The organism is Micromonospora globbae, from assembly GCF_003610785.1.
In the GTDB taxonomy this organism is placed as follows: Bacteria; Actinomycetota; Actinomycetes; order Mycobacteriales; family Micromonosporaceae; genus Micromonospora; species Micromonospora globbae.
This window is the reverse complement of the sequence record NZ_RAQQ01000019.1, coordinates 14,132-27,691: the sequence shown is the minus strand read 5'-3', so window position 1 is coordinate 27,691 and position 13,560 is coordinate 14,132. Positions and strand designations below refer to the sequence as shown.

Annotated in this window: 12 protein-coding genes; 3 read left to right on the top strand and 9 right to left on the bottom strand. The window is 75.9% G+C overall.

Annotated elements, in window-relative coordinates; translation table 11 throughout:
• Positions 1 to 29 precede the first annotated feature (29 nt).
• A complete protein-coding gene (locus D7I43_RS23625) occupies positions 30 to 1,559 on the bottom strand; it encodes a GMC family oxidoreductase (protein WP_158610141.1) in 1,530 nt (509 codons plus the stop codon).
• A 79-nt stretch (positions 1,560 to 1,638) separates the two neighbouring features.
• Here D7I43_RS23625 and D7I43_RS23620 point away from each other — a divergent pair, with 79 nt between their 5' ends.
• Complete coding sequence (locus tag D7I43_RS23620) at positions 1,639 to 2,034, top strand: VOC family protein (RefSeq protein WP_240033109.1); 396 nt, start codon at positions 1,639 to 1,641, stop codon at positions 2,032 to 2,034.
• Positions 2,035 to 2,132: 98 nt separating this feature from the next.
• Here the strand turns inward: D7I43_RS23620 and D7I43_RS23615 are convergent, their stop codons facing one another.
• Positions 2,133 to 3,305, bottom strand: a complete 1,173-nt coding sequence (locus tag D7I43_RS23615; RefSeq protein ID WP_120330747.1) for an acyl-CoA dehydrogenase family protein — start codon at positions 3,303 to 3,305, stop codon at positions 2,133 to 2,135.
• Positions 3,306 to 3,421: 116 nt separating this feature from the next.
• Entirely contained in the window at positions 3,422 to 4,582 is a 1,161-nt protein-coding gene (locus tag D7I43_RS23610) for an acyl-CoA dehydrogenase family protein (RefSeq protein ID WP_120330746.1), read from the bottom strand.
• A gap of 76 nt (positions 4,583 to 4,658) precedes the next feature.
• Here D7I43_RS23610 and D7I43_RS23605 point away from each other — a divergent pair, with 76 nt between their 5' ends.
• Complete coding sequence (locus D7I43_RS23605) at positions 4,659 to 5,504, top strand: acyl-CoA thioesterase (RefSeq protein WP_158610140.1); 846 nt, start codon at positions 4,659 to 4,661, stop codon at positions 5,502 to 5,504.
• Between the two features lie 190 nt (positions 5,505 to 5,694).
• On the opposite strand, the gene D7I43_RS23600 is transcribed toward D7I43_RS23605, so the two are convergent.
• The 6 genes from D7I43_RS23600 to D7I43_RS23575 form a co-directional block, all read right to left on the bottom strand.
• Positions 5,695 to 6,459, bottom strand: coding sequence for an ABC transporter permease (locus D7I43_RS23600; protein ID WP_120330744.1), 765 nt, complete (start codon positions 6,457 to 6,459; stop codon positions 5,695 to 5,697).
• Positions 6,456 to 7,229 carry an ABC transporter permease gene (locus D7I43_RS23595; RefSeq protein WP_120330743.1) on the bottom strand — a complete coding sequence of 258 codons (774 nt, stop codon included), beginning with the start codon at positions 7,227 to 7,229 and terminating at the stop codon, positions 6,456 to 6,458. Before D7I43_RS23595 ends, D7I43_RS23600 begins: the two co-directional genes overlap by 4 nt.
• The gene (locus D7I43_RS23590; RefSeq protein WP_120330742.1) at positions 7,226 to 8,176 is read right to left on the bottom strand and encodes an ATP-binding cassette domain-containing protein; all 951 of its coding nucleotides are present in this window, start codon (positions 8,174 to 8,176) and stop codon (positions 7,226 to 7,228) included. The genes D7I43_RS23595 and D7I43_RS23590 overlap by 4 nt, the downstream gene beginning before the upstream one ends.
• Positions 8,177 to 8,253: 77 nt before the next feature.
• On the bottom strand, positions 8,254 to 9,303 hold the full coding sequence (locus D7I43_RS32810) for a phosphate acetyl/acyltransferase (protein ID WP_158610139.1): 1,050 nt from the start codon (positions 9,301 to 9,303) through the stop codon (positions 8,254 to 8,256).
• On the bottom strand, positions 9,300 to 11,168 hold the full coding sequence (locus tag D7I43_RS23580; protein ID WP_147427282.1) for an acyl-CoA dehydrogenase family protein: 1,869 nt from the start codon (positions 11,166 to 11,168) through the stop codon (positions 9,300 to 9,302). The genes D7I43_RS32810 and D7I43_RS23580 overlap by 4 nt, the downstream gene beginning before the upstream one ends.
• A gap of 142 nt (positions 11,169 to 11,310) precedes the next feature.
• Entirely contained in the window at positions 11,311 to 12,579 is a 1,269-nt protein-coding gene (locus D7I43_RS23575; RefSeq protein ID WP_204985266.1) for an MFS transporter, read from the bottom strand.
• Between the two features lie 72 nt (positions 12,580 to 12,651).
• Here D7I43_RS23575 and D7I43_RS23570 point away from each other — a divergent pair, with 72 nt between their 5' ends.
• Positions 12,652 to 13,494 (top strand): LysR family transcriptional regulator, encoded by an 843-nt coding sequence (locus D7I43_RS23570; RefSeq protein WP_120330739.1) that lies wholly within the window; start codon positions 12,652 to 12,654, stop codon positions 13,492 to 13,494.
• Positions 13,495 to 13,560 lie beyond the last annotated feature (66 nt).

Sequence of the window (13,560 nt, the reverse complement as noted above, 5' to 3'; positions counted from 1 at the left end):
CCGCGCGTCGCCCCCGGGGCCACCGGTCGTCAGCCGACGATGAGCTCCGCGGCGCGCTCGCCCAGCATCATGCTGGTGAGCGCGGCGGGTGCCCGCAACGGCACGGGCACGATGGAGGCGTCGACCACCCGCAGGTTGGCCACGCCGCGCACCCGGCACCGGCCGTCGACGACCGCGCCCGGGTCGTCCGCCGCGCCCATCCGCGCGCCGCCCACCAGGTTCAGCCGGCTGTACGTGGTGGCCCGCAGGACCTGGTCGAGCTGCTCGTCGTCGGCCATGAGCCGGTCGTCGACGAGCGCGAACCGTGCCACCGTCTTGGTGAACGCGGCCTGGTTGGCGATCTCCCACGCGTGCCGGTACGCCTCCCGCATCCGCGCGAGGTCGCCCTCGGCCGAGTAGAAGTTGAGGTCCACCACCGGCGGCGCGGCCGGGTCGGCGCCGCGTACGCCGACGCGCCCCCGGGAGGCCATCGCCATGTCGCCGATCATCACGGTGTTGACCTGGTCGGCGCCCACGAGCTTGTCCAGGCCCGCCCCGGCGCCGCGCGAGGTGCTCATGCCGGTGAACAGGCTCAGGTAGAAGCCCTGGTCCGGCTCGTGGCCGGGGATGCCGGCGAGCCGGGCGATGAGCTGCGTACGCGGCCAGTCACCGGTGATCGTCTCCGGCTCGGGCACCACGAGGATGATCGCGCCGGGCTGGTCGATCACGTCGGCGCCCACCCCGGGCAGGTCGACCAGCGGGGTGATCCCGGCGGCCTGCAGCTCGTCGGCGGGGCCGATGCCCGACCGCAGCAGCAGGGCCGGGCTGTACGGCGAGCCGGCGCAGAGGATCACCTCGCCGGCGCCGATGGTCTCCCCCGCCACCTGCACGCCGACGGCACGCCCGTCGGCCAGCACCACGCGCTCCACCTCCGCGTCCCCGCGCACGACGAGATTGGCGCGGGAGCGGGCCGGGTCCAGGTGCGTGAGCGTCGTGGACATGCGCAGCCGGTCCCGCCGGTTCTGCGGGTACATCCCGATGCCGACGGCGTCGGGGGCGTTCATGTCCTCCTGGTACTCGTGGCCGAGCGCGAGCACGGCCTCCAGGAAGCCGTCCATGGCCGGGGTCAGCTCGCCACGCGACCAGCGGGTGATCGGGACGGGGCCGTCGGCGCCGTGGTAGTCGCGGTCGCCGAACTGCTGGTCGCTCTCCAGCCGGCGGAACGCGGGAAGCACGGCCGACCAGTCCCACTCCGGCAGACCCCGGGCGGCCCACGCCGCGAAGTCGGCCGCCGGCGCGCGCATCGCGCCCCGGTCGTTGATCTGGGTGGAGCCGCCGACCACCCGGCCGCGCCGCAGCGGGGCCTCCCGGCCGGCGACGACCGTCGCCCGCAGGTCCCAGTCGAAGCCGTCCTCCGCGTCGACCGAGCCGGTGCGCAGCACCTCGGGCACCGCCGCCCCGGTGAGGTCCGGCCCGGCCTCCAGCAGCAGCACGGAGCGCCCCGGATCCTCGCTCAGCCGGGCGGCGAGCACCGCCCCCGCGGCACCCGCACCGACGATCACGTAGTCGTAGCGAAGCATGGGCACAGGGTAGCCGAATACTCGACATGCCACGCCGCACAGCATGTGCTATCCGCGATTCTTCATTAGACTCACGCCCATGAACACAGGTCCGGAAATCATCCCCACGCTGCGCTACCGTGACGCGCCGGCCGCCATCCGCTGGCTGGTGGACGTCATCGGTTTCCGTGAGAACCTGGTCGTCCCCGGCCCGGACGGTTCCATCAGCCACGCCCAGCTCACCTGGGGCAACGGCATGGTCATGCTGGCCTCCGAGACCGACGGCAGCGACGGGCGCATGGTCATGCAGACCGGGCCCGCCGCCGTCTACGTGGTGCTCGACGACGTGGCATCGCACTACGAGCGGGTCGTCGCCGCCGGGGCCGAGGTCGTGCAGAAGCTGCGCGACGAGGACTACGGCGGGCAGGGATACTCCGTCCGCGACGCGGAGGGCAACCTCTGGAGCTTCGGCTCCTACCGGCCTTCCGTCTCCTGACCCACGCCACCCGCCGACCGGGCCGACCGGCCGGCCACGCATCAGCGCGGGTGGTGGCCGGCCGGGCCCCGGCCACCACCGCAGGAACCCGGCGCGGCTCAGCGCGTGTCGCCGGGCCCGTCCAGCAGCAGCCCGGCCAGCTCCGCCCGGAAGTCCGCGACCGTACCGTCGAACGTGGCCAGCCACCACGCCCTCCGGTACCAGCGGTGCAGCGGCTGTTCCCAGGTGAAGCCGCTCCCCCCGTACGTCTGGATGGCCGCCTCGCACGCGGCGGTCGCGGCCTCGCGGGCGGCGGCCGTCGCCGTGACGACCGCCAGGTCGGCCGCCGGCCCGGACTCCGCGTCGACCGACCAGGCCGCCCGGTAGGCCAGTGACCGGGCCGTCTCGACCTGGCCGTAGACCTCGGCGAGCGGGTGGGCGACGGCCTGGTTCGCGCCGATCGGCCGCCCGAACTGCGTCCGGCTGGCGGCGTGCCCGGTCGCCGTGGCGAGGGCCTGCGCCGCCACGCCGACGCCCTCGGCCGCGAGCAGCGCGAGCGCACGCCGCCGGGTCAGGGCGAGCACGTCTGCGGCCCGGTCCGGCGCGACGAGCGGGACCGACGGCACCGCGGCGAGTTCCACCGACGCCACGGGCCGGGTCGCGTCGAGCCCGTGCGGCCCCGCGTCGACGGGGCGCGGACGCAGGTGCTCCCCGTCGACGAGCCGCAGTTCGACGCCGTGCGCGCCGGCCGCGGCCACCACGACGTCCGAGGCGTCCACCAGGTGCGGTACGCGTATCTTGTGTCCGGTCACCGTGCCGTCGGCGGCGACGACGCAGGTCGGCCCGGGGTGCGCGCTGCCCTTCGCCGCCGCGGGCCCGGCCGCCGTTCGGCCGCCGTTCGCCGCCGCGGACCCGGCGCCCGTCCGGGCCTCCCCGCCGCCGGCCACGGACCCGGCGCCACCGTCCGCGGCGCGGATCCAGGCGGCGAGGGTGTCCGGGCCGCCCGGCTCGGCCCACGCCAGCGTCGCGGGTCGCCGCACCGGCCGGCCCGCCGCCCCCAGTGCCGGGGCGGCCAGCCCCACCGTGGCCCACCAGGGCAGCGGGCTGCCCGCGCGGCCGAGCTGCTCGGCGATCAGCGCCAGCTCCACCGTGCCCAGCTCCGGGTCGAGCCAGCCGAGCCCGACGGCGTCGGCCCACGCCTGGCCGCTCCCCGCGGACGCCCGGCCGTCGGCCAGGTACTTGGCTGCGGTGTCCCGCAGCGCCTCCTGTTCGCCGGTCAGTGCGAAGTCCATCTGCTGTCTCCTCGTGGGCGGGGCGGATGAGGTCCCACGGCGCGACGGGCCGCGGGCGGATGAGGGATGCCGGCGCGGGGGGCGGACGAGGCGCGGGCTGCGGGGGCCGCCACCGGTCAGTACGACCGGGGCAGGCCCAGCACCCGCTCGGCGACCACGTTGCGCAGCACCTCGGAGGTGCCGCCCTCGATGGTGTTGGCGCGGCTGCGCAGCATCTGGTGCTGCCAGTAGCGGTCCCAGCCGTCCGGCTCCCCGCCGCCGGCGAGCAGCCGCACCGCGAGCGTCGTGAGCCGCTGGTGCGCCTGCGACCAGCGCAGCTTGATCACCGAGGTCTCCGGGCCGGGCACCCCGGTACGCGCCAGCTCGGCCAGGGCACGCCGGTTGGTCCAGCGCAGGCCCTCCAGCTCGACGTAGCGGGCGGCGATCTCGTCGCGGACGAGCGGGTCGCCGTCCCTCCCCCGGGCGCGGGCGGTCGCGACCAGGCGGCGGAACGCCACCTCCAAGCGGGCGGTGAGCGTGAAGCCGAAGGTGCCCCGCTCGTGGGCGAGGGTGGTCATCGCCACGCCCCAGCCGTCACCGATGCCGCCCACCACCGCGTCGACCGGCACCCGGACCTCGTCGAACTCGATCTCGGCGAACTCCGCCTCGCCGGTCATCTGCCGGATCGGGCGGACCGTGACGCCCGGCGAGCGCAGGTCGACCAGGAGGCAGGACAGTCCACGGTGGCGTTTCTCCTGGGGGTCCGTGCGGGCGAGCAGCAGGCAGTGGTCGGCGAGGTGGGCGTAGGACGACCAGACCTTGCGCCCCGTCACCACCAGCTCGTCGCCCTCGCGCCGGGCCACGGTACGCACGGCGGACAGGTCGCTACCGGCCTCCGGCTCCGAGAAGCCCTGGCAGAAGACGATCTCGCCACTGAGGATGCGGGGCAGGTACCAGCCGCGCTGTTCGGGCGAGCCGCAGGCGATGATCGTCGGACCCACCATCCCGAGCCCGATGACGCCGATGTGCTCGGCCGCCTCGGCCCGCGCGGTCTCCTCCAGGTAGATGGCCTGGTAGACCGGGGACAGGCCGCGCCCGCCGTGCTCGGCGGGCCAGGTGATGCCGGCGTAGCCGGCGGCGTGCAGCGCCGACGTGAACGCCCGGACGGCGGCGATGTCGCCCCACCGGCCCTGGGGCGGGGCCCCGTCCGGTCCGGCGGCCGCCGGGACGCTGCGGGCCAGCCAGTCCCGCAGCCCGGCGCGGAACTCGGCCTCCTCGGGACTGTCACGCAGATCCATGCGCCGCATCGTACTCGTATCTCGTATTCTTTTGCAGTATCTTGGGTCGACGCGTTCCCTGCCCGGAAGGGGTGCCATGGCCAGCCTCGCGGACGACGCCGCGGTCGAACCCACCACTCCCGGCCGCTACCGGGCGCACCTGTCCGAGGACTGGTCGGTGTGGGGGCCCAACGGCGGTTACCTCGCGGCGGTCGCGCTCCGCGCGGCGGGGCACGCCGCCGGCGGCATGCTGCCGGTCAGCCTGAGCTGCCAGTTCCTCGCACCACCCCGGTACGGCGAGGTCGAGGTGGAGGTCAGCCGCGTCCACGGCACCCGCCGGGCGGCGGCCTTCCACGCCGTCCTGCGGCAACGCGGCCGGACCGTGCTCGCCGCCCACGTCTGGACGATCGCCGGCGGCCTCGTCGGGCCCGAGCGGCGCTGGATGCCGCCGCCGGACCTGCCAGCGCCCGAGGAGCTGCCCACCCTGGTCGACCTCATGCGCCGCGACGGCCTGCCGGTGCTGCCGATCTGGGAACGGTGCTACGAGGTGCGGCTGTCCGGCTGGCCCGCCGGCGGCTGGACCCCGCAACGGGACGGTGTGCCGACGATCCGGGGCTGGCTGCGGCTGCACAAACCGCTGCCGGCCGGCGCGGACCCGTGGCTCGCGGCGGCCCGCCTGGTCTTCGCCGTCGACGTGGTGCAGTTCCCCGCGATCGTGCAGGCGTTCGAGCGGACCACGTTCATGGCGCCGAGCATGGACCTGTACGTGGGCTTCCAGGGCGCGGCCGGCGCCGACGCCGGTGAGTGGCTGCTGGTGGAGGGAGAGGCGGCCGCCGCCACCGGCGGGATGCTCGGCGCCCGCGCCCGCGTCTGGTCCGACGCCGGCGAACTGCTCGCGACCGGCGGGCAGCAGATGCTGTACCGGATGGCGAGCCCCGCCTGACGGCGCCGGGGCCCGCGCCCCACGTCACCGCGCCCGACGGTGCCGGCGCTCGCGCACCACGTCACGACCCCGGCACACGCGCCACGTCATCCCCGCGACCGCACGCCGGCCGCGCCGCCCCGGACGGTCGGTCCCCGGGGCGGCGCGGCCGGACCAGCGTGTCGTGCGGACGGCGAAGCGGGCCGTCGCGTCAGGAAGCCGTGCGGCGGGCGTAGCGGCGCAGCGCCACGAGCAGGCAGATCCCGCCGAGCCCCACCACCCAGGCGGCGGTCTGGAGCACCGGGACCAGCACCGGCCCGCCCGCGGAGAGGCCGACCAGCGCCTCCGTGGCCACCGAGAACGGGTTGGCCCGCACCACCGGCTGCACCACCTCCGGGAACGCCGACACCGGCACGAATCCGGAGGAGAAGATGAACAGCAGGGTCGCGGGACCGGTCAGCGACGGCGGCAGGGACTGCTCGTCGCCCGGGCCCGAGCCGCGCCAGAGCGCGATGGCCGCCCACATCAGACCGAACAGCGCGATCACCGCGACGAAACCGACGGCGGCCAGCGCGCCCTGCCGGAACCGGAAGCCCAGGAGCATGGCCACGCTCGTGGTGAGCAGTCCGATCAGGACGATCCGCAGCACGTCGCCGGCGACCCGGCCGGCCAGCAGCGCGCCCGGGCGTACCGGCATGGTGCGGAGCCGGTCGACGAGCCCGCCGTGCAGGTCGCGCAGGAACCCGACGGCGCTCGACGGCGCGCCGAACGCGGCGGTCGACAGCACCACCAGCGGGGCGAGCCGCTCCAGGTAGTGCTGGCGGTCGCCGTCGCCCACGATGCGGCCGAAGACCGCGTACTGGGTGAGCAGCAGCAGGACGGGGAAGGCGAACGCGTACACGAGCGCGGGCGGTGCCCGGAAGAACCGGCGCAGGTTGCGCCCGGCGAACAATGACGCCTGTGCGAGAGTGCTCATCGGCTCCTCCGGAACGAACGCGCGGCGGCGAATCCGAACAGCAGCGCCAGGGCCAGCAACCACACCAGCGCCGGCCACACCGCCTCGTCGGCGCCGTCGGTGGAGAGCGCCCGCAGGGCGTCGACCTGGGCGGAGAACGGCGAGACCCGGACCACCGGCTGCAGCCAGCCCGGGAAGGCGTCGACCGGCACGAAGGCCGTGGAGACGGTGGTGAGCACCAGGTACGGCAGCGTCAACGCCGAGTACACGTGCTCGGGGTCGCGGGCGCCGAGCCCCAGCGCCGTGCAGCCGGCCGCCAGCACCACGGCGAAGCCGACCGCCAGCAGCACGAACCCGACCGCCGCGGCGGCGCCGGCGGTGAACCGGAAGCCGACCACCGTGGCGGCGACGAGGATGACGGCCACCGCGACGGCGGCCCGGGCCGCGTCGACGACCAGCCGCGCCAGCGGCACCACGGCCGCGCCCATCGGCAGCGTCCGGTACCGGGCGATGAGGCCGCTGCGGGCGTCACCGGCGACCATGTAGCAGGCCGACATGGCGACCAGGGCGGTGGTCTGCACGACGATCGCCGGTGGCAGGAACTGCTCGTAGGCGATGCCGTAGTCGGCCATCAACCGGCGGAAGACCACCATGAAGCCGGCGAAGAACGCCAGCGGGAAGACGACGGTCAGGCCGACGGACCGGCCGGCGCGGGCCTGTCGCAGGTTCCGGGCCGCCAGCACCGCGAACTGCTGGACCGGGCCGGCCGCCGGCGCCGCGGTCGCGCTCACCGGCGGGCTCCCGCCGGATCGGGCACGCCGGCGCCGGTGAGGGACAGGAACACCTCGTCCAGGGTGGGCCGGCGGACGGTCACGTCGTCGGCCTCGACGCCGGCCGACTCCAGCCGCCGGACGACCTCGGTGAGCGTGCCGGAGCCCGCGGCCAGCCGCAGCACGTCCTCGTCCTCGGTCAGGTCGGGGAACGCCGCGCGCAGCTGCGCGGACGCCGCCGCCCGGTCCCGCGGGTCCTCGATCCGCACCTCACAGACCGCGCCGCCGAGCCGGCCCTTGAGGTCGTCGGGCGTGCCCTCGGCCACGACCCGGCCGTGGTCGACGAGCAGCACCCGGGCGGCCAGCTGGTCGGCCTCCTCCAGGTACTGCGTGGTCAGCAGCACCGCCGTGCCGTCGTCCCGCAGCTGCCGGACCACCTCCCACAGAGCCCGCCGGCTGCGCGGGTCCAGCCCCGTGGTCGGCTCGTCGAGGAAGAGCACCGGCCGGTCCACCACGAGGCTCGCGGCCAGGTCGACGCGCCGCCGCAACCCGCCGGAGTACGTGCGTACGGCCGCGCCCGCGACCTCGCCGAGGTCGAAACGCTCGATCAGCTCGTCGGCCCGGGCGGCGGCGGCCCGCCGGCCGAGCCCGAGCAGCCGGCCGAACAGGACCAGGTTCTCCCGTCCGGTCAGCATCTCGTCCAGCGCCGCGAACTGGCCGGTCACCGCGATGCTGCGGCGGACCTCGGCGGCCTGCCGGACCACGTCGAAACCGGCGACCCGGGCGGTCCCGGAGTCCGGCCGCAGCAGGGTCGTGAGGCAGTGGATGGTGGTCGTCTTGCCCGCGCCGTTGGGCCCCAGCAGGCCCACCACCTCGCCGGCGGCGACCTCGAAACCGACCCCGTCGACCGCCACCGTCGCGCCGAAGGACCGGCGCAGGTCGCTCACCTGGATCATCTGTTGTGACATCGCACCACCCTCACACCAGGAATCCCCGAGACCATATCAACGCTCGTATCTGGAAACCAGATACGAGAATGAGTAGATCAGTGGTCGACGCGGGCCGGCCGCACGACGCGCCGCCGCCGGGACGAGGCCGCGAAGGCCGCCTCGACCCGACCCACCAGGCCGGACCGGACGCACTCCGCGGCGATGCCCACGCTCGCCTCCACGTCGGCGGCCTGCGCGGTGCCGTGGCAGATCACGCACACCCCGCGTACGCCCAGCAGCGCGCCGCCCGCCTCGGCGGCCAGACCCGACCGCACCGCCCGCGTCACCCGGCGCTGCCGCTCCCGCGCCAGCGCGCCGATCGGCGAGAACGCCCGCACCGCGTCGAGGGCCAGGCCCACGGTGGCGTCCAGCGTGCGCTCGTACATCTTCAGCGCCACGTCCCCGGTGAACCCGTCGGTCACGGCGACGTCGACCCGGCCGCCGAGCACGTCGTACGCCTCGATCTGGCCCACGTAGCCGGGCATCGCGGCGAGCAGCAGGTGGGCATCGCGGCGCACCGGCCCGCCCTTGACCGACTCGTGGCCGTTGGACAGCAACCCGATCCGGGGCCGCTCCAGCCCGAGGCGGCAGCGGGCGTACTCCGCGCCGAGCACCGCGAACTCGACGAGCCACTCGGGCACCGCGGTCGCCGTCGCGCCGATGTCGAGCAGCACGGTCGGGCCGGCGCCCGGCACCGGCAGCACCGTGGCCAGAGCCGGGTTGGTCACCCCCGGCACCCGTCCCAGCCGGACGGCCGCCGCGAGCACCGCGGCGCCCGTGTTGCCCGGCGTCACCATGGCGTCGGCGCGGCCCGCCGCCACCTCCCCGGCCGCGACCAGCAGCGAGGAGCGCCGCTTGGCGTACGTCGCGGCGACCGGCTCGTCGGCCATCCCGACGACGTCGGGGGCGTCGACCAGCCGTACGCCGGGCGGCGGGGCGCCGGCGGGCAGGAGCGGACGCACGAGCGCCCGCGGGCCGACGAGCGTCACGTCCACGGTGGCGGCCGCGGCCAGGGCCCCCGCGACCACGGGCGCGGGTCCCAGGTCGGCCCCGGCGACGTCGACGGCCACCCGCAGCCGCCTGCCCGCCGGGTGCCGCGCGGTCACCGGCGCGCTCCGCCGGTGAGCGTGTCGGCCGTGGACGTACCCCGGCGGTCGTCCGGCGGTGCGTTCCCGCCGTCGCCACCGGCGACCGTGACCGCGCCGTTTTGGTCCGGTGTGGCCGGTTGGTCTCCGGCGGCCGGTGCGCCCCGAACCGGCGGGTCGGCCGACGCGGCGGTGGTGAGCCGGGCGCGCAGCGCGGCCCGGGCCGGCGCCAGTTCCGCCGCGAACGCGGCGAGCAGACCGGCCTGGTCCGGCCCGTCGGGGACGGCCGTCCCGTCGGCGGCCAGGTCGGCCGCGAGCAGCGCCACCCGCCCGGCCAGGTCGCCGCCGCGCCAGCCCAGCGCGTAGCCGAGGGCGGCCTCGTCCCAGGCGCCGGCGCGGCCGGGAAGGCCACCGCGGGCACGGCAGTCGGGATCGACGAGTTCGACGGCCGCGAGCAGCGCCTCGGCCTCGGCGAGGACGGCCGCGGCGGCGAAGCGCCAGGCCTGGTCGCGGGCCCACCGCCCGCTGCGCCGGGCCGCGGCGACCAGGTCGAGCAGAGCCGCGAGGAGCGCGCCGACCGCGGCCACGGCGGGTCGGTCGCCGGCGGCGGCGAGGGCCGCGGCACGCACGGCCGGGGCCGGGGCGTACGGGCGCAGCCGCAGCCGCGCGACGCGGACCAGGGGCTGCGGCGCCCTTGCGTACGCGTCGGCCAGCACCGCGCGGCCGTCGTCCGCCCGCCCGTTGCCGGCGGCGAAGCGCTCCAACCGCCACTGCAACTGGTCCAGCATGATGTGGCTCGTGCCGTCGAAGACGCCGTAGAGCAGCACGTCGCGTACGCGGGCGGCGTACCCGGACTCCTCCACCAGCGCCCGGGCGCCGAGCACCGCGCGTCCCTCGGTCACCGCCTGCTCGGCCAGGACGCAGCAGGCGTACTTGGCCACGGCGGTGACGTGCGCCGCCGCCGGGCCGATCGCGTTGATGAGGAAGGTGGCCTTCAGCGCCGTCGACGCGACCAGTACGTCGAGCGCGGCGGCCCGGAACAGGTGCTCGGCGATCGCGCCGAGGTGGACGATCGGCTCGCCGTAGACGTCCCGCTCGCGGGCGTACCGCAGGGCGTCGGCCAGCGCCCCGCTCGCCGCGCCGGAGGCCAGCGAGCCGATCCCGCCCCGGGACAGCGCCAGCGTGAGTTGCAGCAGGTTCGGCCCCTCCCCCGGCGCGCCGATCACGTCGGCCGGTGTTCCGGCGAACCGTACGCCGGAGATGTCCGCGGCGGCGGCCGGCAGCGTACGCCAGCGGGGCAGGGCGGTGACCGTGTCGTCCCGCTCGGCGAGGAACAGGCCGAGGTCGTCGGTGCCGGCCACACGGGCCAGGGTGACCAGCAGGTCGTGGCGGGTGCCGCCGTTGATGAGGTGCTTCTCGCCGGTGAGCCGGTGGCCGCCGGGGACCGGTTCGGCGCGGGTGCGGGTCCGGGCGAGGTTGCTGCCGTTGTCGAGTTCGGTGAGGAGCAGGGCGGCGGCCCCGCCCCGCCGCAGCACGGCGCCGGCCCGGCGGCACTGCTCGGGGGTGCCGGCGACGTACAGGGGAAGCAGGGCCAGCGCGTTGACGCCCAGCGTGATGGCCAGGCTGCCGCTGTGCCGGGCGGCCACCGCGTTGAGCGCGTTGACGTGGACGGCGGTGGCGGTGTCCGGGTCGAACACGGCCGTGACGCCGAGGTCGCGCAGCTCGGCCAGGACGTCGTCCGGCGGGCAGCGGGTCGCGTCGGCCGCCGCCAGCCGGCGGGCGACCTCCGGGCGGTCGAGGTGGCCGGCGAGCGCCGGCACGGGAGCGAGCTGGTCCGTCGACAGCGGACAGAGCCGCTGCCACGCCGACGCCTCGTCTGGTGTCACCGGCACCTCACCCGCGTGGACAACAGATACGAGATACATGATAGCGGTCCGTGGGGCGCCGGCTCACCCCCTGACGTACGCCTCGACGGCCGGACTCCCGGCGGTGGCGCGGGTCCCGTGGCCGTCACCGTCCCCACGGGCGTCATGCGCCGGGCCCGGCGCTCACCTCTGCGGCTTGGGGTGTCCCGGCGCTCACCTCGCGCGGCTGCGGCGTCCCGGCGCGGTCGAACTCCCCGTGCGGGGACCGCGTCCGGGCGGGTGAGCGGCGCACGAGCAGGCACCCGGTCAGCGCCGCGGCGATGCCGGCCAACCCGGCCGCCGCGAAACCGCCCGCGGGCACGGACAGGTCGACGGCCACCCCGACGATCGGGGATCCGAGCGCGAAGCCGGCGCTCTGCGCCGAGGACTGCATGCCGGTCGCCTCCCCCCGCACGGCGGCCGGCGCCAGCCGGCTCACGGCGTCGGCCACCGAGGACAGCGTCGGCGCCGTGAGCAGCCCGGCGCCGACGACGGCCAGGCACAGCAACGACCAGTCGGTGGCCAGCCCGGCGGGAATCGTCACGAGGCCGAGCAGGCCGAGGAGCAGCCACGTGGGCAGCGGCCGGGGCAGCACGCCGTAGATCAGCCCGCCGGCGACGGAGGCCACGCCGAACACGGCGACGACCGCGGCGGCCCAGGAGACCTGACCCGCTTCCTCGAGGGCCGCGACGATGGCGAGGTCGACGCCGCTGAGCAGCGTCGTGGTGCCGAACGCCATCACCAGTACGGCGATCATGCCGGCGCCCAGCCATTCCCGGCGCGGGGCCGCGCCGGCCGCCCCGACGTCCGCCTCGCCCTCGGCGCGTACGGGCGGGTTCAGCAGGGCGATCCCGGCTCCGCCCGCCACGATCGCCGCGCCGACCCCCCACGCCACCATGCCGGGGGACGTCGTCGACGCGCACAGGATCACCACGGCCGGGCCCACGACGTACGACAGCTCACCCTGCACCGATTCGAGCGCGAACGCCGCGCGGCGCTGTCCCGCGGTCGTCATCGCGGTGATCGCCTGCCTGGTGATCGCCTGGGCCGGCACCATCAGCAGACCCGCCGCGAAGGCGGCGCCCAGCAGGACCGCGTACGGCAGGACCGGCACGCCCAGCCAGAACACGACCTGCGCGACGGTGGTCACGAGCAGCACGGCACGCGGACCCCGCCGGTCGACCATGCGGCCGAGAAGGGGCCCGCCGAGCGCCACCCCGGCGGTCAGAGTCGCCGCGACCCCACCCGCCGCCGTGTAGCTGAGGTCCAGGCCCAGCACCACGTACATCGTCAGGGCCATCACGTCGGCCGTGATCGCGGTGCGGGCGAGCAGCGAGACGCTCAGCAGCGGGGCCATGCCTGGTACGGCGAGCACCTGCCGGTATCCGGTCACCCGAGCGACGCTAGATCACCCACCGGGCTCCAGGAACTCCTTAACTTGTTGCAACCAGCATAATGACTTCTTATGGCCAGGGATCTTGAGCCCGTGCTGCTCCGCGCGTTCGTCACCGCCGTGCGGGAGGGCAGCATGAGCCGCGCCGCGACGGTGCTCGGGCACACCCAGCCCGCGCTCAGTCAGCAGGTGCGCAAGCTGGAGGGCGTCGTCGGCCGTCCGTTGCTGCACCGATCACCGTCGGGTGTCTCGCCGACCCGGGCGGGTGAGGAACTCCTGCCGTACGCCGAACGCATCCTCTCCCTCTCCGCGCAGGCACTCACCGAGACCGGGCGCGTGCTCACCGGCCACTGCGGCGTCGGGTTGCTGGAGGACCTCGCCGCGTCCCGGCTTCCGCAGGCCCTCGCCGACCTCGCCCGGCTGCACCCCGGCGCCACGCTGGAGGTGCTCTGCCTCTCCACCGCCGCGATGCGGGAGGCCTACGACGCGGGCCGCGTCCATCTCGTACTCGACGAGGTGCCGCACATTCCCGGGCCGCCGCGCTGGACCGTGCGCCGCCCGCTGGTCTGGGCGATCGGCCAGGACGTGGACGTGACCGCCGACCCGCTGCCGGTGGTGCTCTTCTCGAACACGTGCGCCTGGCGTACCGGAGTCGTGGAGACACTGGACCGCGCCGACCGGCGCTGGCGGGTGGCGTTCGAGAGCAACAGCCTGGTGGGCGTGCTCGCCGCGCTGCGGGCCGGGCTCGGCGTCGCGGCGCTCATGGCGGCCAACCTCGAACCGGCCATGGCCTGCCACGACGCGGACGCCCTGCCCCGCCTGCCGGACGTCGAACTCGGGCTCGCCCGGCACCCCCGGACCGACGGTGATCCGCTGGTCGACGCCGTCGAGACCGCACTACGGCGCATGATCTGAGGTCCACGGCCGGCCGGCGCGCCGGTCTCCCCGCCGAGAGAAAAGAACCGGCCGCGGACAGTCAAA